This is a genomic window from Gluconacetobacter diazotrophicus PA1 5, assembly GCF_000067045.1.
GTDB classification, from domain to species: domain Bacteria; phylum Pseudomonadota; class Alphaproteobacteria; order Acetobacterales; family Acetobacteraceae; genus Gluconacetobacter; species Gluconacetobacter diazotrophicus.
Map to the genome: position 1 here is coordinate 2,800,561 of NC_010125.1, position 24,771 is coordinate 2,825,331.

General features: G+C 62.7%; 25 protein-coding genes and 2 pseudogenes. 13 read left to right on the forward strand and 14 right to left on the reverse strand.

Going from position 1 to position 24,771, the window contains the following annotated elements; genetic code table 11:
* Positions 1-15: 15 nt before the first annotated feature.
* The 6 genes from GDI_RS12845 to GDI_RS12870 all read right to left on the reverse strand — a co-directional run bounded on the left by GDI_RS12845 (position 16) and on the right by GDI_RS12870 (position 5,292).
* Entirely contained in the window at positions 16-1,287 is a 1,272-nt protein-coding gene (locus GDI_RS12845) for an ArgE/DapE family deacylase (RefSeq protein ID WP_012226831.1), read from the reverse strand.
* Between the two features lie 219 nt (positions 1,288-1,506).
* The gene (gene istB, locus GDI_RS12850) at positions 1,507-2,286 is read right to left on the reverse strand and encodes an IS21-like element ISGdi17 family helper ATPase IstB (protein ID WP_012224987.1); all 780 of its coding nucleotides are present in this window, start codon (positions 2,284-2,286) and stop codon (positions 1,507-1,509) included.
* Positions 2,276-3,799, reverse strand: coding sequence for an IS21-like element ISGdi17 family transposase (istA, locus tag GDI_RS12855; protein ID WP_012226833.1), 1,524 nt, complete (start codon positions 3,797-3,799; stop codon positions 2,276-2,278). Before istA ends, istB begins: the two co-directional genes overlap by 11 nt.
* A gap of 81 nt (positions 3,800-3,880) precedes the next feature.
* Entirely contained in the window at positions 3,881-4,114 is a 234-nt protein-coding gene (locus tag GDI_RS12860; protein ID WP_231854120.1) for a dihydrodipicolinate synthase family protein, read from the reverse strand.
* A 34-nt stretch (positions 4,115-4,148) separates the two neighbouring features.
* Positions 4,149-4,871, reverse strand: a complete 723-nt coding sequence (locus GDI_RS12865; protein WP_012553430.1) for an amino acid ABC transporter ATP-binding protein — start codon at positions 4,869-4,871, stop codon at positions 4,149-4,151.
* Complete coding sequence (locus GDI_RS12870) at positions 4,858-5,292, reverse strand: ABC transporter permease subunit (protein ID WP_012226837.1); 435 nt, start codon at positions 5,290-5,292, stop codon at positions 4,858-4,860. The genes GDI_RS12865 and GDI_RS12870 overlap by 14 nt, the downstream gene beginning before the upstream one ends.
* A gap of 60 nt (positions 5,293-5,352) precedes the next feature.
* On the opposite strand from GDI_RS12870, the gene GDI_RS12875 reads away from it, so the two are divergent.
* Positions 5,353-6,696, forward strand: a complete 1,344-nt coding sequence (locus tag GDI_RS12875) for an IS1182-like element ISGdi13 family transposase (protein WP_012223140.1) — start codon at positions 5,353-5,355, stop codon at positions 6,694-6,696.
* 66 nt (positions 6,697-6,762) lie between these two features.
* On the forward strand, positions 6,763-6,948 hold the full coding sequence (locus tag GDI_RS12880; RefSeq protein ID WP_041249443.1) for a hypothetical protein: 186 nt from the start codon (positions 6,763-6,765) through the stop codon (positions 6,946-6,948).
* 13 nt (positions 6,949-6,961) lie between these two features.
* Here the strand turns inward: GDI_RS12880 and GDI_RS12885 are convergent, their stop codons facing one another.
* A complete protein-coding gene (locus tag GDI_RS12885) occupies positions 6,962-7,621 on the reverse strand; it encodes an amino acid ABC transporter permease (protein WP_012226840.1) in 660 nt (219 codons plus the stop codon).
* Entirely contained in the window at positions 7,618-8,463 is an 846-nt protein-coding gene (locus GDI_RS12890; protein WP_012553433.1) for a transporter substrate-binding domain-containing protein, read from the reverse strand. The genes GDI_RS12885 and GDI_RS12890 overlap by 4 nt, the downstream gene beginning before the upstream one ends.
* Positions 8,464-8,620: 157 nt before the next feature.
* On the opposite strand from GDI_RS12890, the gene GDI_RS12895 reads away from it, so the two are divergent.
* From GDI_RS12895 to hydA, 6 genes are read left to right on the forward strand one after another with little or no spacing between them, the layout of a single operon-like run.
* Positions 8,621-8,902 carry a 2Fe-2S iron-sulfur cluster-binding protein gene (locus GDI_RS12895; RefSeq protein WP_012226844.1) on the forward strand — a complete coding sequence of 94 codons (282 nt, stop codon included), beginning with the start codon at positions 8,621-8,623 and terminating at the stop codon, positions 8,900-8,902.
* Positions 8,889-10,313, forward strand: coding sequence for an FAD/NAD(P)-dependent oxidoreductase (locus tag GDI_RS12900; protein WP_041249444.1), 1,425 nt, complete (start codon positions 8,889-8,891; stop codon positions 10,311-10,313). Before GDI_RS12895 ends, GDI_RS12900 begins: the two co-directional genes overlap by 14 nt.
* The gene (locus GDI_RS12905) at positions 10,310-11,464 is read left to right on the forward strand and encodes an NAD(P)/FAD-dependent oxidoreductase (RefSeq protein ID WP_012226848.1); all 1,155 of its coding nucleotides are present in this window, start codon (positions 10,310-10,312) and stop codon (positions 11,462-11,464) included. Before GDI_RS12900 ends, GDI_RS12905 begins: the two co-directional genes overlap by 4 nt.
* Complete coding sequence (locus GDI_RS12910; RefSeq protein WP_012226850.1) at positions 11,461-12,408, forward strand: dihydrodipicolinate synthase family protein; 948 nt, start codon at positions 11,461-11,463, stop codon at positions 12,406-12,408. Before GDI_RS12905 ends, GDI_RS12910 begins: the two co-directional genes overlap by 4 nt.
* A complete protein-coding gene (locus GDI_RS12915; protein WP_231854121.1) occupies positions 12,401-13,054 on the forward strand; it encodes a GntR family transcriptional regulator in 654 nt (217 codons plus the stop codon). The genes GDI_RS12910 and GDI_RS12915 overlap by 8 nt, the downstream gene beginning before the upstream one ends.
* A gap of 38 nt (positions 13,055-13,092) precedes the next feature.
* Positions 13,093-14,487, forward strand: a complete 1,395-nt coding sequence (hydA, locus tag GDI_RS12920) for a dihydropyrimidinase (protein ID WP_012226854.1) — start codon at positions 13,093-13,095, stop codon at positions 14,485-14,487.
* Positions 14,488-14,745: 258 nt separating this feature from the next.
* On the opposite strand, the pseudogene GDI_RS12925 reads toward hydA, so the two are convergent.
* The 3 genes and pseudogenes from GDI_RS12925 to GDI_RS20300 all read right to left on the reverse strand — a co-directional run.
* A pseudogene (locus GDI_RS12925) lies at positions 14,746-15,831 on the reverse strand (TonB-dependent receptor); the annotation flags it as partial.
* 8 nt (positions 15,832-15,839) lie between these two features.
* Positions 15,840-16,664, reverse strand: coding sequence for an IS5-like element ISGdi2 family transposase (locus GDI_RS12930; RefSeq protein WP_012553437.1), 825 nt, complete (start codon positions 16,662-16,664; stop codon positions 15,840-15,842).
* Positions 16,665-16,705: 41 nt separating this feature from the next.
* Positions 16,706-17,044 carry a hypothetical protein gene (locus tag GDI_RS20300; RefSeq protein WP_231854370.1) on the reverse strand — a complete coding sequence of 113 codons (339 nt, stop codon included), beginning with the start codon at positions 17,042-17,044 and terminating at the stop codon, positions 16,706-16,708.
* Between GDI_RS20300 and GDI_RS12940 the strand changes: the two genes are divergently transcribed.
* Positions 16,950-17,786, forward strand: a complete 837-nt coding sequence (locus GDI_RS12940; RefSeq protein ID WP_012222260.1) for an IS5-like element ISGdi1 family transposase — start codon at positions 16,950-16,952, stop codon at positions 17,784-17,786. The genes GDI_RS20300 and GDI_RS12940 overlap by 95 nt on opposite strands.
* A 68-nt stretch (positions 17,787-17,854) precedes the next feature.
* Positions 17,855-19,105 carry an IS701-like element ISGdi12 family transposase gene (locus GDI_RS12945; protein ID WP_012226673.1) on the forward strand — a complete coding sequence of 417 codons (1,251 nt, stop codon included), beginning with the start codon at positions 17,855-17,857 and terminating at the stop codon, positions 19,103-19,105.
* Between the two features lie 269 nt (positions 19,106-19,374).
* Here GDI_RS12945 and GDI_RS19815 read toward each other — a convergent pair whose 3' ends face one another.
* From GDI_RS19815 to GDI_RS12960, 3 genes and pseudogenes are all read right to left on the reverse strand, one after another.
* A complete protein-coding gene (locus tag GDI_RS19815; protein ID WP_012226861.1) occupies positions 19,375-19,575 on the reverse strand; it encodes a hypothetical protein in 201 nt (66 codons plus the stop codon).
* Positions 19,576-19,673: 98 nt separating this feature from the next.
* Positions 19,674-20,789: pseudogene (locus tag GDI_RS12950) on the reverse strand (IS3-like element ISGdi11 family transposase).
* A gap of 336 nt (positions 20,790-21,125) precedes the next feature.
* Positions 21,126-21,848, reverse strand: coding sequence for an SDR family oxidoreductase (locus GDI_RS12960; protein WP_041249446.1), 723 nt, complete (start codon positions 21,846-21,848; stop codon positions 21,126-21,128).
* A gap of 114 nt (positions 21,849-21,962) precedes the next feature.
* On the opposite strand from GDI_RS12960, the gene GDI_RS12965 reads away from it, so the two are divergent.
* The 3 genes from GDI_RS12965 (at position 21,963) to GDI_RS12975 (ending at position 24,742) form a co-directional block, all read left to right on the forward strand.
* Positions 21,963-22,904: a LysR family transcriptional regulator gene (locus tag GDI_RS12965; RefSeq protein ID WP_012226868.1), complete on the forward strand. Its 942-nt coding sequence runs from the start codon at positions 21,963-21,965 to the stop codon at positions 22,902-22,904.
* Between the two features lie 11 nt (positions 22,905-22,915).
* Positions 22,916-23,806, forward strand: a complete 891-nt coding sequence (locus GDI_RS12970) for a LysR family transcriptional regulator (RefSeq protein ID WP_012226876.1) — start codon at positions 22,916-22,918, stop codon at positions 23,804-23,806.
* A 147-nt stretch (positions 23,807-23,953) separates the two neighbouring features.
* Positions 23,954-24,742: an SDR family oxidoreductase gene (locus tag GDI_RS12975; protein WP_041249447.1), complete on the forward strand. Its 789-nt coding sequence runs from the start codon at positions 23,954-23,956 to the stop codon at positions 24,740-24,742.
* The last annotated feature ends 29 nt before the right edge of the window (positions 24,743-24,771 follow it).

Consider the following 24,771-nt stretch of genomic DNA (forward strand, 5'->3'; position numbering starts at 1 on the left):
TTCGGATCGTTTTCGTTATGATTGCGTGCCGGGGCGACCCAGCAGCCGCCACAGGGCGATCGCCACGACTTTCGTCGCCCGGCGCATGTCTTCCAGCACCACATGTTCGTCTGCCCGATGGCCGTTGGCGTCCTGGAGGCGACGCGGCCCCGCCCCGTACAGGACGGTCGGGCATCCGGCATTGCTGTACAGGCGGGCATCCGTGAACAGGGGCATGCCCTCTGCCGGAATCCGCTCGCCGACCACGGTTTCGGCCGCATCCTGAAGTGCCGCGACCAAAGGGGCCTGCCGGCTTTCGGGCACCAGCGGAAGCGCCAGAAGATGACGGCATACGGCGCAGGTCACTCCATCCACCGTTACGGCCCGGAGAATGATGTCGCGCAGTTCCCGCTCCACTTCATCCGCATCCTCGTCCGGCATGATCCGCCGCTCTATCCGGAACGTCGCCTGTTCCGGCACGACGTTCGCGGCCACGCCTCCGCTGATGGTGCCGATGACCAGCGTCGGCGCGCCGATACCGGGAATTATGGACGGCCGGGCGGCCAGTGCGTCCCGATGGGCATATAGCGCCACCATCACGCCACAGGCCGCCTGGATGGCGTCACAACCGGTGTCGGGCCATGCGGAATGTGCCGATTTCCCCGTGAACGTCACATCGAGTTGCAGGCTGCCCTTGTGCGCGATCATCACCCCGTAGGTGAAGCCGGCGCTGATGACATAATCCGGGCGGGTCATCCCCAGTTCCAACAACCGGCCCGGTCCCGCGCTGCCCCCGGTTTCCTCGTCGTAGGTGAAATGCAGTTCCACCTGCCCTTGCAGGCCCTCGGCATGGGCGTTCAGAGCCCGGAGGGCAAAGGCGAAGGTCGCGAAATCGGATTTCGAAACTGCCGCCCCCCGTCCGTACAGGCGACCCTCTTCGATCACGCCGGCATAGGGATCGTGCGTCCATCCGCCTCCCGGCGGCACCACGTCATCATGGGCGTTCAGGGCGACGACCGGGCCGTACCCGTTTCCGAAGCGCTGCCTTATGATCAGGTTCGTGGCGCTGCGCAGGCCGCTCTGCTCCAGGACATCCGGGGGCACCACGTCCCGTTCCACTACAAACCCCAGCGTCTCCAGGCGTTCGGCGGCAAAACGACCGTGCGGTGCGCAATCTCCTGGCGGATTGTCCGACGGCACGCGCACCAGCTCGCGCAGGAATGCCACCTGCAGCGTATCGAAATCGCGGTCGACGGTGCGTTCGATCCCGTCGCTCGGAATTTTTTCATCACTCAGGGTCGCAGACATCGGCCGCCCTTTCGCTCGGATACGCATCACGGTCTTCGTTTTATATGCGATTTGTATACCGTTCGAATTCAATCGTAAAGCGAAACAATGGGCGTTCGGCTTTTTATGAATCCTTTCCTGTGACGGTCCTGCGTGTTAATTTCTGCTGAGATTTGACCCTGGGTTTTCATCGAGAACTGACCCGGCCTTTGGTTATCTCTGCTATGTTTTATGGGCTGGTCAAGCGGTTGCCTTTTCCTTCCGGTTCCTGGGGGCGGCGGAGCTTGCGCGGAACCGGTAGCTGTCATTTCCGGTTTCGAGGATATGACAGTGGTGGGTAAGGCGATCGAGCAGGGCTGTCGTCATTTTGGGATCACCGAAGACTTCGCCCCATTCGCTGAAGCTCAGATTGGTGGTGATGATGACGCTGGTGCGCTCGTAGAGACGGCTGAGGAGATGGAACAGCAGGGCACCGCCTGATGCGCTGAACGGCAAATAGCCAAGTTCGTCCAGGATCACGAGATCGAGGCGCAGGAGACGTTCCGCGATCTGTCCTGCGCGATTGGCGGTTTTTTCCTGTTCGAGGGCGTTGACGAGGTCGACCGTGGACCAGAACCGTATCTTCTTGCGGTGATGTTCGATCGCCTGCACGGCAAGTGCGGTGGCCAGATGGGTCTTGCCGGTTCCTGGTCCACCAATGAGGACGACGTTGTCGGCACGGTCGATGAAATCCCCGGCATGGAGTTGACGGACCATGGCCTCGTTGACCTCGGCGGCCGAGAAATCGAACCCTGCCAAATCTTTGTAGGCCGGGAACCTGGCAGTCTTGGTTTGATAGGCGATGGAGCGCACCTCTCGCTCGGCGAGTTCCGCCTTCAAAAGCTGGGAGAGGACGGGGATGGCGGCCTCGAATGCCGGCGCACCCTGTTCGGTCAGTTCGGCCGTGGCCTGGGCCATGCCATACATCCGCAGGCCGCGCAGCATGACGACGAGGGCACCGGCCGCGGGATCATGACGCATGACGGGCCTCCCCGCGCAGGGCGTCATACCGTCCGGTATCGGCCTGAGGCTCGCGTTCGAGCACCAATGCCTGCGGCGCGTCGAGCCTGGGTGCTCCTGTTTTCTTGGCGTCCGTCAGACGATGCAACGTATTGAGGACGTGTGTCTTGGTGGCTACTCCCTCCTCGAGCGCGAGTTCAACCGCGCAAAGCACGGCCTGCTCATCATGCTGCAGCACCAGGGCGAGGATCTCGACCATTTCCCGGTCGCCGCCCGTGCGCCGGAGGAGGTGCGTCTGCAGCGTCCGGAACGCCTCGGGCAATTCAGAGAAGGGCGCGCCATTGCGCAAGGCCCCGGGTTTGCGCTGGAGCACCGCCAAGTAATGCCGCCAGTCATAGATCGTGCGACCGGGCACGCCGTGGGACCGCTCGACGATCCGGGGATGTTCGCATAGGATCCGCCCCTCGGCCGCGATCACCAACCGGTCGGGATAGACGCGCAGGCTGACCGGCCGATTGGCAAAAGAGGCGGGCACACTGTAGCGGTTGCTTTCGAACTGCACGAGGCAAGTCGGCGAAACCCGTTTGGTATGTTCGACGAACCCGTCGAACGGGCGCCCTGGAACCATCAGGTGAGGCACTTCCGCCGCATGGGCCTCGGCGAGGCTGCCGGGCAATTCGACATGCCTCAAGATAGTCCAACGTTCCCGGCAACGCGCCTCGAGCCAGACGTTCAGGGAGGCCAGATCAGGAAAATGCGGCATCTCCTGCCAGATCTGCCGCCGGGCGTCCTGGACGGTCTTCTCGATTTGACCTTTCTCCCAACCCGCTGCCGGATTGCAGAACTCCGCCTCGAACAGATAATGGCTCACCAGGGCCGAAAAACGCAGATTGACCTGGCGGACCTTGCCGGGCCCAACCCGGTCCACGGCGGTTTTCATATTGTCAAAAATACCTCGACGCGGCACCCCGCCCAAAACGCGAAAGGCTTCCGTCAGCGCGTCGAACAGCATCTCGTGAGTCTGGAGCGGATACGCCCGCAGAATGAAGGCCCGGCTGTAGGACAGCTTGGTGTGGGCGACCTGCAGCTTGACGCGCCGCCCCCCGATCACCGCCCAGTCCTCTCCCCAGTCGAACTGGAAGGCCTCTCCGGGTTGAAAGCGCAACGGAACGAACACGCCGCGTCCCGTCGTCTGCCGCGCCCTTTGCTGTTCCGCCTTCCAGTTCCGGATAAAGGCCGCAACCCGTCCATACGATCCGTCATAACCCAGCGCTACAAGATCCACATGCAGGCGCCGCCCCGTGCGGCGCTGCTTGCGCGACTTTGACGTCTCCAGAGCAAGCCAGGTCGCCAGTTTCTCCGCAAACGGGTCCAGCCGGCTCGGACGCTCGGCAACCTTGAACTGCGGCTCAACCGTCTCCGCCCGGAGATACTTGCGGATCGTGTTGCGCGACAATCGCGTCCGACGCTCAATCTCGCGGATCGGTACATGATCCCGGTAATGCCACCGCCGGATCACACTCAACAATTCCATGCTGATCACTCCTTTAACCCCCGGACAGTTGCTCCGGGGAAGTGTCAGACACGGGTCAATTCTCAATGAAAATTTCTGCCCCTACAGGGTCAGTTCTCGCTGGAAATCAACAGCCTGGCCGATCACCGTCTCGGCGACCAGTGTCCGTTCATCGTCGGTCAGCGACAGGAATTCGCCCGTCGAGCCCAGGGGGATCAGTCCGCGAATGCCCTGCGCGATCTGCCAGTCGGTAAAGCGCCGCAGCGCCGGTACGTCGACGCGGCCACGCCCGTCGAAGGGCGTGATCATGACGGTATAGGTTCCTCGAAATTCCACGATATTTCCTTTCCTGCCCTGCCAGAACCACACCCTAGCGATGGGCGTTCATGAAGGCCGCGATCGACGGCTCGGCCGCCGGCTGTTCCCCGGCGCCAACGGCGCGGACCCGCCCGTCTTCCAGCAGCACGATGCGGTCGGACAGCGCGGCCACGGAGTCCATGCCGTGCGAGACCTGGACGATCGTCATCCCCGCCCTTGCCAGGTCCCGCAGCAGGGCCGTCACCTCGGACACCAGACGGGGATCGAGGGCCGATGTCGGCTCGTCCAGCAGCAGCAGGTGCGGCCGGGTCATCAGCGCGCGCGCTATCGCCACGCGTTGCTTCTGCCCGCCCGACAGGCGCGACGGCAGAACGTCGGCCTTGTCCGCCAGGCCCAGCATGCGCAACTGGTTCCGTGCCGTCTCCTCGGCCTCGGCACGGGGGCGCCCGGCCACGACGGTCGGCGCCAGCGTCAGGTTGCGCAGGACCGACATATGGTCGAACAGGCCGAACTGCTGGAAGACGATCGCCGCACGGGCGCGCAACGCACGGGGGGCGGACGGGGCGGTCATGTCGATCGCGGCGCCGTCCAGCGTCAGCAGCCCGCTGACGACGGGCTGCAGCCCGATCAGCGCCCGCAGCAATGTGCTCTTCCCCGAACCGGACGGGCCGATCAGGCTGACGATTTCCCCCCGCCCGACCTGCAGCCCGACATCGCGAAGAATGGCGTGCGTGCCATGGCGAACGGTCACGCCGCGCAGGTCAAGATAGGGCAAGGCGTTTCTCCAGCATGCGGCTGAGGCGGGTCAGCGGATAGGACAGGGCGAAATACAGGCCGAGCACGGCCAGGAAGACCTGTATCGTCGGCAGCCCGCGATTCGACAGGATGACCCCCGCCTGGTTCAGTTCCAGCACCCCGACCTGCGAGGCCAGGGCCGTATCCTTGATGAAGAGCACCAGGTAGCCGACGGCCGGCGGGACGATCACCGGCAGCGCCTGCGGCACGATCACGTGGCGCCACCGCGCCAGCAGCGGCAGGTTCAGCGTGACGGCGGCCTCGACCTGATCGGTCGGAACGGACCGGAGCCCACCATGGACGATCTCCGCAATATATCCGGTGGCGATCATCCCGATGGCCCAGATCGCCACCGTCCGTTCCGAAACGTCCAGCCCAGCCACGCCGGTCAGGAAGAACACGATATAACAGGCTGTCGGGTTGGGGTACCTGGCTCTGGCGATCTGCGGTAAGCTTTCAGGATGAGCAGCTTCATTCCGTTTGATCGATCGCAGCCGTATCTTCTGCCGCCGGATCTGAAGTCATGGCTGCCGTCGGACGATGTGGCGCATTTCATCGTGGCGGCGGTAGAGCGGGTGCCGTTGAGGGCATTTTCCGTTCCTGTGCGGACTGGCGGCAAGGCGCAGTATCATCCGCGCCTGATGCTGGCGCTGCTGATTTACGCCTATGCGAACGGCGTGTTCTCATCGCGTCGGATCGAACGGGCGACATATCGTGATATCGGTATGCGCTTTGTGGCGGCGAACCTGCATCCTGACCATGACACGATCGCGACGTTCCGGCGCGGCAACCGCACGGCGATCGAGGCAGCGTTCATGCATGTACTCCTGCTGGCACGCGAGACGGGACTGGTGCGGCTTGGCACGGTGTCGATCGACGGCACGAAGATCGATGCCAATGCCTCGAAATACCGTTCCATTCGTTATGATCGCGCGAAAGAGCTGCGCGAGAAACTGGCCACCGATATCTCCACCCTGATGGAACGGGCAGAGGCGGCGGATACAACCGATGTGGATCATCAGGCGTTGCCGGAGGAACTGGCCCGGCGGGAGGCTCTGAAGGCAAAGCTGGATGAAGCCTGTGCGCGACTGGAGGCGGAAGCCCGCGAGCAGGCCAAGACCGCCCGACCAGAATATGAGCGCAAGAAGGCAGCTTTTGATGCGAAGCGGGGACGGCGCGGTCGGCCGCCGAAAGAACCGGACGATGAACCGCCACCAGACCGGCAGATCAACCTGACCGATCCGGACAGCAAGCTGATGCGCCGCTCCGACGCGCATGAATACCGGCAAGCCTACAATGCCCAGGCCGTGGTTTGTGCCGAGGGCAGCCAGTTGATCTTGGAAAATGGCGTCGTTGCGACGACGGCGGACGCGCCCAGCTTCGCCGCCACCATCCTGGGTATGGAGGAGAGGATCGGCCTGCCACGAACCGTCCTCGCCGACACGGGTTTCGCCAGCGGCAAAGCCGTCGAAACGTTGCAGGCCAGCGGCGTGGACCCGCTGGTCGCCATCGGACGCCCTGTGAATCGGCGCCCTTATGACTTCCGGCCAGAACCGCCACCCAGGGAGCCGCGCCGGATCACCGAGCCCTGGCGCCTGGAAATGAAGGCCAGGCTGCAACAGAACCCGGCAAAAGCCCTTTACGCCTTACGCAAGCAGACCGTCGAACCGGTCTTCGGTATCATCAAGAGCGCCATGGGCTTCACCCGTTTCCATCTCCGTGGCCTCCCCAACGTCGCAACAGAATGGACGCTCGTCGCCCTCGCATATAATTGCCGTAGGATCACGCGACTGACGGCCGCATAAACGCCGTCGTCGCCATCACTCATCACTACGGCAGCGCCCAATCCGACAGCCTGATAAAGGGTCACGATGAACGGGACGCGCCGGACCACCTGCACATATCCCGCAGCCAGGAAGCGCGCGGGCGCGAACACCGGCCCCCGCGCCATCCGCAGGCATGCCAGTGCGGTGCCGCCGGCCAGCCCGGCCAGCCCGCCCGCGACGGACAGCACCACCGTCATCCAGAGGGCACGCGCCAGCAGCGCGACGTCGTAATGGGAAAACGCCATCATGCCGCGGCCTCGAACAGCCTGCGCCCCAGGGCGAACAGCCCCGTGAGGGCGACGGACAGCAGCGCATACAGCACCCCGGCCACCAGCATCACCTCCAGAATACGGAAGGTGGTCGACCCGACATCGTACGCGCGCCCCGTCAGATCTTCGACCCCGAAGATGGACGCCATCGAACTGCCTAGGATCATGATCTGGAAATGATTGGCCAGCGCCGGCGCCATCGTCTGCAGCGCATGGGGAAAGATGACGCGCATATAGGCCTGCCGCCGGGTCAGCCCCAGCGAAGCCGCCGCATCGTGATAAAGCGGGGGCACCCGGCCCAGCCCCGTCGTCACGATATCCGCCAGGTAGCCCGCCGCGTTCAGCGCCATGCCGATGAAGACCGACGCGAATGGAGACACCATGACCCCCAGCAGCGCAAGACAGTAGAAGATCGCGAAGATTTGCGAAAGCTGCGGCGTGTTGGTCATGATCGTGCTGTAGATCGTGCTGAACCGCTGCCCCGCCTTCGGCCCCTCGGCGCGCAGGACCGCAAGGCCACCCGCCAGCAGAAGGCCGGCACCAAAGGACGCGACGGACAGAAGAACCGTCGTCGCGGCGCCCCCCAGCAGGAACGGCAGGCGTTGCAGGACCGGCTGGAAATGCAGCGCCGTCATGGACGTCCCTCCGCCGGGGTGGCCATGGACACGCCGAACCAGCGACGATAGGCGGCCTGGATTGTTCCATCCCGCTTCAGGTCGGCCAGCGTCCCGTCGACCACGCGCAGAAGATCGGTGTCGGACTGGGCGACGCCCACGCAATCCTCGCCCGCGGCGGGGGCGAAGCCGCGCTGGATCGTCCATCCGGCCTGGGGTTCGGCCGCCAGAAACCGGCCGACATATTCGATGACGTCCACCATGGCGTCACCCCGCCCCTGGGCCAGGGCGCGCACGGCATCCGGATAGCTGCCCAGCAGAAGGATCGGTGCCTTCGGCGCATGCGTCCGCAGGAACGGCACCGCCGTGGAACCCCGGACCTCGACCATCCGCACCCGTCCGGACGCCAGGTCGTCCAGCCCCCCCACCCTGGATACCGCCGGGGCGATGATGGCGAATTCCTCGGCATAGAGCGGCGCCGAGAACGCAATGGCGGCCGCGCGTTCAGGCGTGCGGGTCAGCCCACCCAGCACCACGTCCACCTTGCCCGCCATCAGGTAGGGAATGCGCCCGCTCGACGATACCGGAACCAAACGGGGCGACACCCCCAGCCGCGCCGCCAGCGCGGTTCCGACATCCACGTCGAATCCCTCGATCACGTTGCGCGAATCATATGCCGCCAGCGGCGGAAGCGCCGGGTTGACACCGATATTCAGATGACCGCTGGCGCGGATATCGGCCAGCGCCCGCGCCTGGGCGCCCTGGCCGATGCACAGCGGCAAGAGCGACAGGACGCAGCCGGCCAGAATCCCGCCCACTTTCCGCGCGCCGGAACGCACCCCGGCAGCCTTTGGCCGCGACATGCGGAAAACGCGCCCCGGTCGGCCGACACTGCGCATTTTCAGACAGGCTCTCAAGACTCCGGCTTCCTCCATATTGGATGTTGCGATCCAGGCATCACTGTTCTAAAGAACATATACGCTTTGTATACGATTAAAACACCGTTCAAGGAAGAGTTTCTTGCCCGAACCGATTCCTCCCGGGAACGAAAACCGTTCCGTCCCTTTTCTCTTCGAAGGACGCGCCATGCAGGCGCCAGAGGGCGAACCCCTGGCCGCCGTCCTGCGGCGGGCGGGAATCGTGGCACTGGGTGTTTCCCCCCGCGACGGCACGCCGCGCGGCGCCTTCTGCTTCATGGGCAGTTGCCAGGAATGCCGCGTCCTGATCGACGGCACCCTTGCCTATGCCTGCCGTGCCACGGTGCGGCGGGACATGAAGGTCACAGCCTATGTCGCCTCCTGACCGCGGCGCGCTGGTCGTGGTCGGCGGGGGCGTCGCCGGCGCCACCGCCGCCCTGACCATCAGCCGTCACGGCCTGCCGGTCACCCTGGTCGACGAGCAGCCGCAGGCGGGCGGACAGATCTTTCGCGCACCGACGCCTTATGCACGGCGGCATGTGCCGCCAAACCATGAATTCGCCGGCGGCGACCGTCTGCGCGCCCTGCTGGCAGGGTCTCGCGTCGAGACGCGCCCCGCTACCCGGGTCTGGGGCGTATCGCCCCGGATGGATCTGGATGTCCTGGGCCCCGACGGCATCGACCAGATCGCCACCCGGGCCCTGGTCGTGGCGAACGGCGCGACGGAACGCGTCCTGCCCTTCCCCGGCTGGACCGATCCGCGCGTCATCGGATTGGCGGGGGCCAGCATCCTGTTGCGCAACGCCGGAACCCTGCCCGGCCGGCGTGTCGTGGTCGCGGGCGCCGGCCCCCTGCTCTTTTCCGTCGCCCATCAGGTGATGGAGCTGGGCGGCGACGTGGTGGCCGTGGTCGATGCCGGGCGATCCGGCGACTGGCTCCGGCTGGGGACCGCCCTGGTGCGGGACCCGGCGCGGCTGCGCCTGGCCGTGCAATGGATGACGCGCCTGCGCCTGGCCGGCATCCCGATCCATCACAGGGCCCACATTGCCGCCGTCCATGCCGCCACGGACGGACTGTCCGTCGCGGTCGCGAAAGCCGGACGGCCGGGAGTGGCCTTCCGGTACGACGATGTGGATGCGGTCGCCTGTGGCCATGGCCTGAAACCCGCCACCTTGCTGACCCGCACGCTGGGCGCGCGCCACCGTTTCGACGGCGCGGGCGGTTATTGGGAGCCGGAGACGGATTTCTCCGGCCGCACCAGCCGGGCCGGGCTTTATGCGACCGGGGACGCCGCGGGCATCCGGGGCGCTGCCGTCGCCCGGCTGCGGGGCCTGATCACCGGCCATGCCGTCGCCCTGGACCAGGGGGCCATCACCGCCCGGGATTTCGCACGCCTGACGCGGCATCCCCGCATGCTGCTGCGCCGGCTGGACCATGTATCGCGGACCATGCTGCCCCTGCTCAACGCCTCCGCGCCGCTGTTCCGCGCCATTCCAGACGACGCCATCGTCTGTCGCTGCGAACGGGTGCGGGCAGCGACACTCCGCGAGGCCACGGCTACGGGCGCGCGCGACCTCAACCAGGTCAAGGCCTGGACCCGCTGCGGCATGGGGCCATGCCAGGGCCGCATGTGCGAAGACGGCGCCCGGGGCGTACTCGCCGCATCCTGCGACCTGTCGCCCGAAGAGGCCGGCAGTTTCACGCCGCGCACGCCCTTCTTCCCCCTGCCCCTCGCGGCGCTGACCGGGACGTTCGCCTACTCGGACATCCCGCTGCCGAAGGCGGCCCCGCTATGACCGTGAAACCGGCATGGCCCGACGCGCCCATGGATATCGCCGTCATCGGCGGCGGCGTCATGGGGGCGACCACCGCACTGTTCCTGGCACGCGGTGGCATGCGCATCGCGCTTCTGGACCGACAGGACCTGTTTCGGGCGGCATCCGGCGTCAATGCCGGCACGCTGACACTGCATATGACGCGTGCGCAGTTGATCCCCCACGCCATGCGCGGCCGCGAAATGTGGCTGACCAGCAGGGAGTGGCTGGGGGCGGATGTCGGCGCCCTTGCCACGCCCGGCCTGTCCCTGGCCTTCACGGAAGCCGAGGAAGCCCTGTTACGCGAGCGCGCCAGAATCCGCCAGCAGGCGGGTGCGCCCATCGAAATCGTCCCGCCTGCGCGCGCCGTCGCGATCGAACCCGGCCTCAACCCCTCGGTTCGCGCCGCCGCCTATTGCGAACTGGACCCGGACACATTCCCGCCTACCGCGTCGGCAAGGCCTATGCGCAGGCCCTGGGCCGAGCCGGCGTGCACCTGTTTCGAGCAGTGTGCGGTGGAGGCGATCCACCCTTCCGGCAACGGATACGACATCCATTGCGCGGAACAGGCGCGCCCCCTGGCGGCCCGGCGCATCGTGCTGGCCGGCGGCGTATGGCTGGAAAAGATGCTGGGCTGGTTCGGCCACACCATTCCCATCCGCTGCCTGATCAACCAGCTCGTCGTGACGGAAACGATGCCGCAGGTCATGGGCAGCGTCGTCAGCATCGCCAACGGCCTTCTGTCGCTCAAGCAGTTCGCCAACGGCAGCGTCCTGATCGGCGGGGGCTGGCAGGGCGAAGGCAATATCCATGAAGGTGGCACCCGCGTCATTCCCGAAAACCTGCGCGGCAATGTGCGCCTGGCGCAGCACGTCATCCCGCGCCTGTCCCAGGCGCAGATCCTTCGGGTATGGCTCGGCCTCGAATCCGAAACGCCGGACGCCATGCCGTTGATCGGCGCCCTGACCCCACGCGACGACGCGTTCGTGATCGGGTGCGCCCATTCCGGTTTCACCAGCGGCCCGTATATGGGCCGCCTGCTGGCGGAACGCATCCTGGGCGGCACACCGGACCTGAGCGCATTCGACCCTCACCGCTTTTCCCCGTCCAGCATTCCGGAATCCTCGTCATGATCCCTGCTTCCGCCACCCCCTTCCGGGGCGTCTATGCCGCGACGCTGCTTCCCCTGCACGAAGACGGGATGATCGACGCACCCGGCCTGGCCCGCCACATGAAGGACTGTACGTCCTCCCCGGACATCGTGGGTATCCTCTGCAATGGCCATGCCGGCGAGAACCACCTGCTGAACCGCGAGGAGAAACGGCTGGTCGTCGAAACCGCCCGGCACGCGATCGGCATGGAGAAGATCATCGTCTCGGGCGTGCTGTCGGAAGACATCCAGGACGCCTGCCTGCAGGCCCGCGACGCGGTCGATGCCGGGGCGGATGCCCTTCTGGTCTTTCCCCCCTTCTCCTGGGCAGTATCGCAGGATGCCGAGGCCATCGTCGCCCATCACCGTGCCATCTGCGAGGCAGTGGATGCGCCGGTCATGCTATACCAGTCGTCGATCGGCACCGGCGGCATGGCCTATTCCCTTCCGATCCTGGAACGGCTGCTGCAGCTTCCCCGAATCGTGGCGATCAAGGAGGGAAGCTGGGAGACCAACGCCTATGACCGTCATCGTCGGCTGGCGGCGCGCGTCGCCCCCCACGTCGAGGTCATGGCCTCGGGCGACGAGCATCTGCTGCCCTGCTTCGCGATTGGAACCACCGGCAGCCTCGTCAGCCTCGCGGCCATCCTGCCCCGCAGCATCGGCCGGCTGTGGAACGCCGTCCAGGCCCAGGACCTGGACACCGCCCGCCGGGTCCATGCCGCCATCCAGCCCCTGGCGAACCTGATCTACGGCCGCGCCCCGTCCGGCCGCGCCACGCTGCGCCTGAAAGCCTGCCTGGTCATGCAGAAGACATGGTCGTCCTGCCGGACCAGGAAGGCATCCGAAGTTCTTTCACCGGAGGAATGGCGGGAATTGTCACAGGCTCTAGAATACGCGCTGGTAATGGAACAGGAACGTGACTGACACCATGACGGCCGAACGTGAACTCAATCTTGCCGAACACGCCTACGGGCAGATTCGGCGCATGATCCTGGAACGGGAACTGCCCGGGGGCATGTCGGTCGTCGAAGGCCGCCTGGCGGACCATCTGGAAATTTCGCGCACTCCGGTTCGCGAAGCCGTGATGCGCCTGGCCGCCGAGGGGCTGCTGACCAAACAGGGGTCGCGGTCATTCGCGGTCCGCCGCGTTTCGGCGGCCGAATTCTTTCAATGCATGCATATCCGCGAGGTCCTGGAAGGCGAAGCGATCCAACTGGCATTCGGCAAGATCGATCGCAGCCGTGTCACCGAACTGCGCGAGAAGGTGATCGCGCTGGGCCAGTCCCCCGAACAGACTGCCGCCCAGTGGCAGCTGGACGACCAGATCCATCTGATGTTCGCCCGGGCATCAGGCAATATCGTTCTGACCAAGACCATAAACGAACTGCGAACGCTGACGCGACTGTGTGAGGTCACTTATCCGCTCGGGCGCGTGCCGGCTTCGACCGTCGAACATCTGGCCATTCTGGACAGGCTGCTCGATGGCGATGCCGAGGCCACGAAGACCGCCATGCTGACCCACCTGCGCAACGTTGCGACAGACTGCATGGACATCCTTCGCGGCGGCTAGCGCTCTGCCCCGACCTTTCCCACGCCAGGAATCTTCCAATGACCTTCGACATCGTCATCCGCAACGGCACCATCGTGACCGCCAGCGACGTGTTTACCGCCGATATCGGCATTACCGGCGAAACGATCGACACGATCGGGCACGGTCTGACCGGCCACCATGTCGTGGACGCCACCGGGCTGCTGGTCATGCCGGGCGGCATCGACGGTCATTGCCATATCGAGCAGGAAGAGGCCGACGGCACGGTGCATGAGGACGATTTCGCTTCGGCAAGCGCGTCCGCACTGCTGGGCGGCACGACGACGGTGGTGTGTTTCGCGTCCCATGTGCCCGGACGCAACATCGTCACACAGTTCGAGGATTATCTCCGGCGGGGGCAGAATTCGCGCATCGATTTCGCCGTCCACCAGATCGTCACGCGTACCGACGCGGATACGATCGAAAAGGGTATTCCCGAAATCGCCCGCCGGGGCGTGGCGGGGCTGAAGGTCTTCATGACCTACGACGATTTCCATCTGACGGACGGACAGTTCCTACGCGTTCTCGACGCGGCGAAGGCCAGCGGCCTCGTGGTTTCGGTCCATTGCGAAAATTACGACGCGATCCGCCACATGATCGAAGCCCATCTCGCCGCCGGACGAACCGACGCCCACGCCCACGCCACCTCCCGCCCCCCCTGCCTGGAACGCGAGGCCACCTATCGCGCCATGACCCTGGCCGAACTCGTCGACCACGACATCCAGATCTTCCATGTTTCATGCCCGGAAGTCGCCGAGGAAATCGCGCGCGCCCGTCACCGCGGCGTCAAGGTCTCCGCGGAAACCTGCCCGCATTATCTTTCCCTCACGGAAGCCGATCTGAAGCGGAACGGATTCGAGGGCGCAAAATATATCTGCAGCCCCCCTCTGCGCACCCAGGCCGACCAGGACGGCATGTGGTCGTATCTGCGCGATGGAGTGATCGGCATCGTATCGTCCGATCATTGCGGCTACAGCTTGGAAGGAACGTCCGGCAAAGCACGCCATGGCCGCGACGCGGATTTTTCACTGATCCCCAACGGGATGCCCGGGCTGGGAACCAGAATGGCCGTCCTGTTCGATGCCGGTGTAAACAGCCAGAAGATCGGCCTGACGGATTTCGTCCGCCTGACGGCCACCGCACCGGCCCAGCGATATGGCCTTTATCCCCGCAAGGGCACGATCGCCCCGGGCAGCGACGCGGACCTGGTCCTCTGGGACCGGACACAGCAGGTCAGGATCACCAATGACCTGTTCCAAAGCAGGATCGACTACACACCATTCGAGGGACGCCTCGTCACCGGTTGGCCCGCCATGGTGCTTGCACGCGGCAGGATAGCCGTCGAGAACGGCCAGGTACTCCGCAAACCCACGATGGGCCGTTTCCTTAAAGCCCGTTCGGGACCGCAGGATTGAACATGCCTGCCGCCCCTGCCCCAATGTGCCCTGGGTTCCGAATTAAGGTTACGGCTTGCTCCCGAAGGTCGAACCGCCGAATGGTAGAGTTTCCGACCTGAGTCACGGCAACGGTCTGAATGCGTCGGGAATGTGCAGCGAGATCGGCGTCTTATTGCCGATCTCGTTGTAGTCTCTGCGTCAAAATTTTCCGCCTCGCTGCATGACAAGAGAACGATGCCATCCGCAGCTCAGACACGGTCACTAACGGACGGCGCCTCAGAACTCCGCCGACAAGGTAAAGTGATAGACGCGCGGCAGCCCCGCATACAAGGTTGATGCCGCGCCGGACGTGCCACTCGGCGCACCGGTATAAACCGATGCCCAGTACCGTTCGTTCGTGACATTGCTGACGCCAAAACGCGCGACCCACGGAAACCGGGCGACGTGGAAGGCATAACGCGTGCCCAGTTCCAGCGTCGTGTACGATCCGGTATGCAGCGTATTGGTCACATTGGCCGCACGGTTGCCAATATAATGGACCCCGGCATTGAAGGCCCAACCCGACGCGAAGGAACCCAACCTCGCCGGCAGGCGGTAGTCCAGCAACAGACTGGCTTGCAACGGCGCGGCGCCCACAATTTCCTTGTTGTTGTAGGCGGCGGTCTTGCTGCCGACCAGTTCCGCATCCAGCCAGGTCATACCGGCAAGAACGGAAAGGTTAGGCAGAACCTCACCCGAAACCTGGGCTTCCACGCCATAATTGCGCTGCGTTCCGCCATATGTGTAGGTCTGGCAGGTCTTACCGCCGGCGCACGTACCATTCGCCGCGCCGACATACATCGCATAGGGCGAGGTCATGCGGAAACCATCGACGTTGAAATGCATTTTCTGATACCGCACTTTATAGCCAACTTCATACTCTTCGGAATGCGCGATCGGCAATGCGATGTTCGTGTTGGTATAATATTGACTGTTGGGCGTAACGGGTCCCGCCTCGACCGACTGCCCATAGGTAAAATAGAAGGTCTGGTTGTCGGTCGGCTTGTACATCAGGCTGGTCGTCGGACTGAAGGCAGCGTTGGCCTGGAAGCTCTGCTTGAGCGGACTGGTGGCATTGAGCGCACCTGCCTGATCGATCCAGCTCCAGGCGAGCGTCCCCATGATCGACCAATGTTTATTGATCGTCAGCGTATCGCCCACGATAAAGGACTGGCTGGTAATGGTGCTGGATTTGTAACGTCCCTGATAATAAGGCTGCGTGCCGCCGGTGGGCGCAGCACCATACATATTGTACGTTCCCAGGTTTTGCGGCGCCGTTACCGCACTCGTCGGATTATAGTTTCCCATCATGTAAGAGCCTGTTTGGAAAGTCATGGATGAGCGTTTCTTCGGGTGAGATTGGCGCCCATGGCGACGAAGATCATGGCCTGTGAGACATCGATGCGACGCTCGTAATCGCGCACGAGGCGTCGCCATCGGGTCATCCATCCGAAGGTTCGCTCCACGACCCAGCGCCGGGGGAGAACCTCAAAGCCTTTCGCTCCGTCCCTGCGACGGATCACCTCGACGACGAAGTCCAGGTAGGCAGCCTTGTCCATCAACTGGAGCCGGTCATAGGCACCGTCCGCGAATAGATGCTTGACCCACGGCCAGCGCTTGCGGATCGCGTCCAGGATCATCTGCGCTCCGGCGCTGTCGGAGATGTCCGCCGGCGTCAGGTTGACCATCAGCAGGCGTCCGTCCGTATCCACGGCGATATGCCGCTTGCGCCCGACAATCTTCTTTCCAGCGTCGTAACCTCTTGTTTTCGCGTGCGGCGCCTTGATGCTCTGGCTGTCGATCACTCCGGCCGAAGGGCTGGCTTCACGGCCCGAGCGCTCCCGGTCAAGCATCAGTTCCACATCATGAATGGTCTGGAACAGGAACCGCCGGGCCAATTCCCTGAACCAACCATAGACCGTACGCCAATGCCCGAAATGGATCGGCAGCATTCGCCAGCCGCAGCCGGATCGAACCAGGTAACGAACCGCGTTGATCACCTCGCGGAATTCGATCTCGCGCGGACGCCCCGTGCGTCCCGGCTCGGGCATCAGTGGCGCGATGCGCGCCCATTCCTCCTCCGTCATATCAGACGGATAACGCTTCGTCTTGCGGGTAATCCTGGCCATGCGGCCTCTCTGCTCTGGCGTCCACATCCAGAGCTTGAATCACACTTCAGCGACTTTCCAAACAGGCTCTAACCGTTGGTACCGATGACCAGATCATGCCTGATCGGCCCCGTATGAACACGACCATTGAAATACGCCATGTTGCTGCCGACGCGGAAATCGTCCGCCGTCGTCGTCGCCGTTGCTTTCGACGTATAGAAACCATCGGTGCCGTCCTTCGCGCGCCAGCGTATCGCTAAGAGCCCGATCCGAAAGTTTTTGAACAATACCAGCCTGTTGTGATTCATCCGTCTTTGCGAAGAGATGGAGTGAATGGTGACATGGACTGGTATTGCCCGACGTGAACATAGCCGGGAAGGGTTGCGATATCCATCGGATATGACGGACGGGGAGTGGGCTTTGATCATGCCATTTGTACCCCCGGCGAAACGGGGCGGTCGCCCCCGCACTACGGATATGCGCGAGGTGGTCAACGCGATGCTCTACATAGCCTCGGCCGGGTGTGCGTGGCGCCTGCTGCCGAAATGCTTTCCGCCGGTCTCGACCGTCAGGCGCTATTTTTACGCCTGGCGTGGTGCCGGAGTGTTCGAAGTCATGAATACGGTGCTGGTCATGAGCCTGCGCGAGATCGAGGGGCGTGAAGCCTCTCCGAGCGCGGGCGTGATTGACAGCCAGTCGGTGAAAACCACGGAAAGTGGCGGGCTTTCGGGCTATGACGCGGGGAAGAAGGTCAAGGGCCGCAAGCGCCATATTGTGACGGATACCTGCGGCTTCCTGATCTTTCTCCTCGTTCATGCCGCCGACATCCAGGACCGTGATGGGGCTGTTGATGTCCTGGCAGCGATACGCAGGCGCTTTCCCTGGCTGCGCCACATCTTCGCTGATGGCGGCTATGCTGGCGACAAATTGCGATCCGCGCTCGCCTCCATGGGAAAATGGACCCTTGAAATCATCAGGCGGTCCGATACGGCGAAGGGCTTTCAGATCCTGCCGCGCCGCTGGGTGGTTGAACGGACATTCGCATGGCTGGGACGGTGCAGGCGGCTCGCCAAAGACTGGGAACAATCCATTGCTTCCTCAACCGCATGGACATTGATCGCCTCGATCCGAATGCTCACACGACGGACAGCAAGGCATTGTCACGGTTGAAGAACTTTCGGATCGGGCTCTAACACTACAGTTGCGTTTTTCTGAGAGTTCTGAATCTATGGGTAACCATGATTCTGAACGAGATGAATAGCGCAGCTTCGGTCGAGGATGTTCTGGCTCTGACGCTGGAGGCGCTGCGGGACGCCAAGGAGCGAATGCGCCCGGTATTCGGCCAGGAGCGGGTGGCGGCATCGGCAGGCCGGTTTCTGGAAACACTACTGGGCAACGAGCCGCGCAAGACCGGCTGGATGCGGGCTGAAGCTGCGGGCGATCCGGGGCCATGGCGACAGCAGGCCCTGCTTGGACGCGGGCATTGGGACGCCGATGCATTGCGGGACGTCGTGCGCGATCATGTTGTCGAGCATCTGGGGGATGCCGACGCGGTACTGGTGGTCGACGAGACTGGTTTCCTCAAGAAGGGCTCTGCATCATGCGGAGTGGGACGGCAATATACCGGGTCTGCCGGCAAGATCACGAATTGCCAGATTGGCGTGTTCGCAGCCTATGTCTCTGACAAGGGGCATGCTTTTCTCGACCGGGCTTTGTATCTGCCGAAAGCCTGGACTGAAAAGCCTGAGCGGTTGGCGGCGGCCCATGTGCCGGGCGATGTCACGTTTGCCAGCAAACCGTCCCTGGCCACCGCGATGATCGGCCGGGCGCTTGCGGCCGATGTGCCGTTCCGGTGGGTGGCTGGCGACAGCGTCTATGGCGTCAGTGAACTGGAAATGGCTTTGCGCCGCGCAGGCAAAGGCTTCGTCCTTGGCGTCAACGCCAATCACTGGTTCCATTCCTGGCGTCCGGACATCCACTGGTCCGGCGAGGCGCGCGAAATCATCAAGACCCTGCCGGACGAGACCTGGGTCCGCTGTTCCGCCGGACGCGGCACCAAGGGCGAACGACTGTATGACTGGCTGTATTGCCCGATGGCCGATCTCGAGGCCTCCGAATATTCAGGTATCTCAACCGGGATATGGACCCGTGGGCTGCTGGTCCGGCGTAATCCCTCCGATGGCGATCTGGCATATTTCACGACCTGGTGCCCTCAGGGAACACCGCTTGAGATCTTGGTGCGTGTCGAGGGCACGCGCTGGCGAATCGAGGAAGGGTTCGAGACCGCCAAGAACGAATTCGGACTCGACCATAATGAAACCCGTTCCTGGCATGGCTGGCACCGTCACGTCTCGTTGGTCATGCTGGCTTACGCCATGATGGCCGCTGTGCGGTCCCAGGCCAACGCCATGGCGCTCAAAAAAAGCCAGTTGCACAAACGCGGCCGCTCATCCGCTGGTCAATCCAGGAAATCCGCCGCCTCGCCGTGAAAATTACCCGAAGCCGCGCCTCCATCGAGCATATCCTCCGATGGTCGTTCTTTCGACGTGCTCATCAGGCCGCAGCATACCTCTCGCGCCTCAGGGCAAAAACGCAACTGTAGTGCTAAGTGACTGTTTCAAAAGTCCGAAAACAGCCTAAAAACGTGAGTCATAGCCTGTTGATTTGATGAGTTACCCTCAAATGAGGGTAACTCAAGCCGCAAGATACTTTTTACCTTTTTGGGTAAAAATAAGGGTGCAACTTGCGCCCTTATTTACTATAAAATTAAATGTAAATTAGCAGCGTTTTTTATTTCATTTTCGACAATTTTTCTATCCCTGTCCAAAATATCAATTACATAAGACCATCCTGGCCCCTGATTTCGTTGACTTTCTTGAGCAACAAATTCTTCGAGTTTTTTAATATGTTTCAACGCAGCATGTAGTTCTGCACAGTTCATAGTATTTATAGAAGGCATATTTCCTCACTTAATAATACTGTTATGGGTAAAGCATTGATAGGCTGGTGGCTCGCAACCACCAGCCCATTAGGTGTGACCCTGCCCCGAACGTGCCCTCAGTTTTGAGTTAGGGTCTGTGTATTGTTGTATGCCTTGGTGGCGTGTTGAGCGAAAGCCTCTGGCGTCATGCCATTGAGGCTGGTGTGAGGCCTGACGGCGTTGTAGTCGGCCCGCCAGTCCTCGATGACCGTCCGAGCGTGGGCGATGTTACGGAACAGATGCTCATTGAGGCATTCGTCGCGGAACCGGCCGTTGAAGCTCTCGACGAACCCGTTCTGCTGCGGCTTGCCCGGTGCGATATAGTGCCACAGCACCGATCGCTTCTGCTGCCAGGCCAGGATCGCGTTCGATGTCATCTCGGTGCCATTGTCGCTAACGATCATCAGCGGCCAGCCGCGATGCTCGCCGATCCGGTCGAGTTCACGACCGAGGCGTTCGCCTGATAACGAGGTGTCCGCCACCAGCGCCAGACATTCGCGCGTGTAGTCGTCGACCACCGTCAGCACCCGGAAGCGCCGTCCGTTGTTCAATGCATCCGAGACGAAATCCAGGCTCCAGCGCTGGTTCGGCCCGTCGGGCAGCATCATCGGCGAGCGCGTGCCCAGCGCCCGTTTCCGGCCGCCACGCTTGCGGACGACAGCCCTCTTCGCGATACAGCCGGAACAGCTTCTTGTGGTTCATCGTCATTCCTTCCCGGCCGAGCAGGATATGCAGTCGCCGGTAGCCAAATCGCCGTCGCTCCCCAGCCAGTTCGCGCAGCCGCCCGCGCGCTGCGGCATCATCCGGGCGGCGTGACGCATAGCGCCAGGTCTTCGGGTCCATGCCGATCAGCCGGCAGGCCCGTCGCTGCGAATACTCTTTCTCCCGGATCGCCCAGGTCACGGCTTCCCGCCGCAAACCGGGCGTCACGAGTTTTTTGCCAGTAGTTCCTTCAGCGTCGAGACGTCCATCACGCTCTCCGCCAGAAGCCGCTTCAGCTTCGCGTTCTCTTCTTCAAGAGCCTTGAGGCGCCGCGCTTCCGACACCTCCATCCCGCCGTATTTCGACCGCCAGGTGTAGAAGGTCGCGTCACTGATCCCGTGCTTGCGGCACAGATCCGCAGCCGTAGCGCCCGCCTGATGCTCTTTCAGGACCCCGATAATCTGGTCCTGCGTAAATCGCGCTTTCTTCATCGTCTGTCTCCAGTGGACAGACCTTACTTCAATGCGAGGGCATTTCAGGGGGCAAGGTCACCGTAGAACTGGACATTTATCGCAATTGGTTGCGGGTTAAGCGGCCCCGCTTTGAACCTGCGAAATTAGGTCATTGATTTTGGTTGGTATTTATTTTCATCCCGCCATGCAGCCAAACAAAAACCCCGCCAACCGATTGGTTTAGCGGGGTTTTTGTATTTTGTATGGTTGCGGGGGCAGGATTGCTTCTCAAGTTGCAACAGTCGCCATTTGAGAACAAAGCGTGGTTTGACAGCTGTTTTGGCGAACTCTTTTCTGCTTGCGCTTGAAGCTTCTCTATACCAGCAAGCCACCCCCATCGATAACGAAGCTCTGTCCCGTCGCGAAACGCTGCTTCATCAGGAACACATAGGCGGCCGCCAGATCGTCTGGCTCACCGATACGCCCCACAGGCAGCTTCTCACGGACAGTCGCGTACATCGTCTCACGGTTTTCCTCCGGAATGTCGTTCCAGAGCGGAGTCTTCACGAAGCCCGGTACCACGATATTGACCCGGATCGGCGCCAGTTCGATCGCCAGCGCGCGCGTCAGCCCTTCCATCGCGCCGCAGATACTCGCGCCCAATGCCCAGCCAGCTTGCGGCGGCCGCGCACCCGCGATGCCGGAGGTAAACACGATGGAACCGCCTGGTTGGATCAGGGGCGCCGCATATTTCGCCGCCGTCAACGCGCCCCAATAGCGCAACTCAAAGAACTGTCGCGCAGACGGTAACGCCATGTCCGCGATTGGCCCGAGTCGCAGGCTTTCTCCTGCCGTGAAAACCAGATGATCGAAGGGCCCGATCGCAGCAAAAAGTCTGCTCACCTCTGCTTCATCACGCAGGTCAAGCGCGTGTCCGTCCGTGCCGTCCGGCAACCGTGCCAAAGCGGCGTCCACGCTGGACCTGCGGCTGGAGGCGATCGAAACCCGCGCGCCTTCGCCTGCCGCCGCCTCTGCAACCGCCAATCCGATTCCCGATGTCCCACCCAGCACCACGACGCGTTTGTCTTTCATGTCCATCCGTCACACTCCGCTCCGGGCGGCAGAAGCACCGCCTGTGCGACGCATATGCCTGCTGGACATCTCATGATTCGAGCGCAATTCTGTCATTCCAATGATGACGGGAAATCAACTATGGCTATCGATACAAGGCTATTGAGCGGTATCGAGACGCTGATCGCGGTGGCGGAGACCGGTGGTTTCACCCGTGCAGCCGCAACAATGGGCCTGACGCCATCGGGTGTCAGCCGAGCCGTCGCGCGCCTGGAATCCCGCCTCGGCGTCCGGCTGTTCGACCGCAATGCCCGCTCAACGACATTGACGGAGGCCGGGCATCGACTGGTGGCCGAGGTTGCGCCCCTGCTCGCCGGGATCGAGGAGGCAACAAGCAGCGCAGCCGGTGCGTCGGCGACAGTTTCCGGGCGGCTGCGCGTCAATTGTGATCCATGGTTCGCCAGTCTGCTACTCGCACCAAAGCTTCGATCATTTCTCGACGCCCATCCTGCACTGACACTGGATTTGGTGACACGCGACACTCTGGGCGATCTCGTCTCCGAAGGGTTCGATGTCGCGATCCGCTTCGGCGAGCCACTGCCCTCCGGTCTGATCACACGCAAATTGCTGGAAGCGCGGATCGTGACCTGCGCGTCTCCCGCCTATATCGCGCGTCACGGTCGTCCCATCCATCCGCGAGATCTGGAAACAGGCACGCATGAGTGTCTGCTGTTCCGGGATCCGGCGACCGGACGTCCCTTCGACTGGGAATTCCACCGACAGGGCGAAATCCTGAATATCTCGGTGCGCGGACGCCTGATCCTGAACGATGTCGCAACCGGCCTGGCCGCGTGTATCGCAGGCCTGGGCGTAGCGCAGCCCATGACACTCGGAATCGACGAGCTTCTGCGAAGCGGCACCCTGATCGACCTTTTTCCGGACTGGTGCGATGAATATTTCCCGCTCCATGTCTATCATCCGTCGCGCCATCTTCCGCCCGCAAAAGTTCGGGCGTTTCTGGATTTCATTTGTAATGATGTCGCGACCGTCCAAATAAAGCACGATGGATTTATCGGTCTGTAAGGGAGGACATTATGCGTCGACGTCTGCCCCTGACGGCTATGGAAGCGTTCTGCGCGGTCGCGCGGCATCTCAGCTTTCGCGGCGCCGCTGGGTCTATTGGCATTTCTCAAAGCGCGCTCACCCGTCATGTCCAAAACCTTGAACGGGATCTGGGCGTACCGCTTTTCGAGAGACGTGGCAACACCATTAAGCTGACGGAAAAAGGCCGTCTGCTCTTCGAGAAGGCAGAACAGGCCCTCCAATGGCTTCACGACGGTCTGTCTCAGGTCACCGAGCGCGCGGCTTCCCCGCTGCGTGTGAGCGTTCTACCCTCCCTGGCCGCGTCATGGCTTGCCCCTCGTCTGCCTGCCTTCACGACGAAGCATCGGGATATCACTGTCGATCTCGTGCCGGACTACCACCTCGCCGACCTTAATGCCGGATCGACGGACCTGGCGTTGCGTTACGGAATAGGTCCATGGCGGGGAACCTGGTCTCGCATGTTCATGCGCGAGGAACTGGCTCCCGTCGCCGCTCCGACCGCTTGGCAAGACAGCACGGACGTGGAGCAGATATTCGCCGGCAGGACATTATTCGGCGCGGCGCAACCTTTCGAATGGGATCGACTGCTCGACGGGCTTGGCCTCTCCTCCAAGCCCGCTGTCACGTCGCTGAATGACTATAATGTGGTCATCAGCGCGACCTTGGCGGGCCAGGGCATCATGGTCGGCAGACGCTCCCTGATCCAGTCTCATTTCGACGATGGACGTCTGGTGCGTGTTGGTGCGCCCTGGATGGATTGCGGAACCGCCTATCATGTCGTCACCCGACCCGGACGCCAGCATGAACGCGCGATCAGCGCTTTCATTGCGTGGCTAACGTCCGAAGGAGCCGCCACAAACGAACTCTGGGCGCCTCATTGATTGCCTCACGTGATGACCTGAAGTCATCAACCCAGGCAAACGAGCATTGGATCCTGTGGTCCATCAGCGCGTAATTTTCCTGTCCAGAAAACCTGAAAAGCGGCGGCGATGCCATGTCGCCTGGTTCAGGGAAAAAAGGGACACGGAATGGATCTTCAAATATCGGGCCGAACGGCCATTGTCATGGGTGCCAGCAGCGGCCTTGGCCTCGGAATTGCCCATGCCCTTGCAAGGGCAGGCGTGCATGTCGGCCTGCTCTCCCGCGACCCGTCACGCCTGGAAGCGGCGGCGGCAAGTCTCCGTGCTGTTTCGTCGGCAACAATATCATGCATCGTGGCCGATCTGGCATCGCAGGACGCAGTTCATGCGGCGATCAGCACGATAAAAGATGAGGTCGGTGTTCCTGACATTCTGATCGGCAATGGTGGTGGCCCGCCGCCCAGTTCCGCCACCGTCTTCGATGCCGCGCTCTGGGAAGCCCAGGCGCGGGCGATGCTGTTGCCCGTGATGACCATGACCGACGCGTTCCTGCCGAACATGCGCGCAAACGGTTTCGGACGCCTCATCATGGTCTCGTCCACCAGCGTCGTCGAACCGATCCCGGGTCTTGTCCTGTCCAATGCCCTGAGAGCAGCGCTCGCCAATTGGGGGCGCACTCTGGCGCGTGAAGTCGCGCGTGACGGCGTCACCGTCAATACGTTGATGCCTGGCCGCTTCGATACCGCTCGGGTCCAAAAACTCAACCAGTCACGCGCGAACACCGAAGGTGGCTCCGCCGAGGACGTTCGGCGACAGGATCTCGAAACCATACCAGCAGGCCGCTATGGGACACCCGAGGAATTCGGCGCCATCGCCGCCTTCCTCGCCAGCCCTTTGGCCTCGTACGTGACCGGCGCGCTCATCCCCGTCGATGGCGGGCTCCTGCACGCTCACTGAACGCTGTTTACCAAATACGCTTGCTCCCA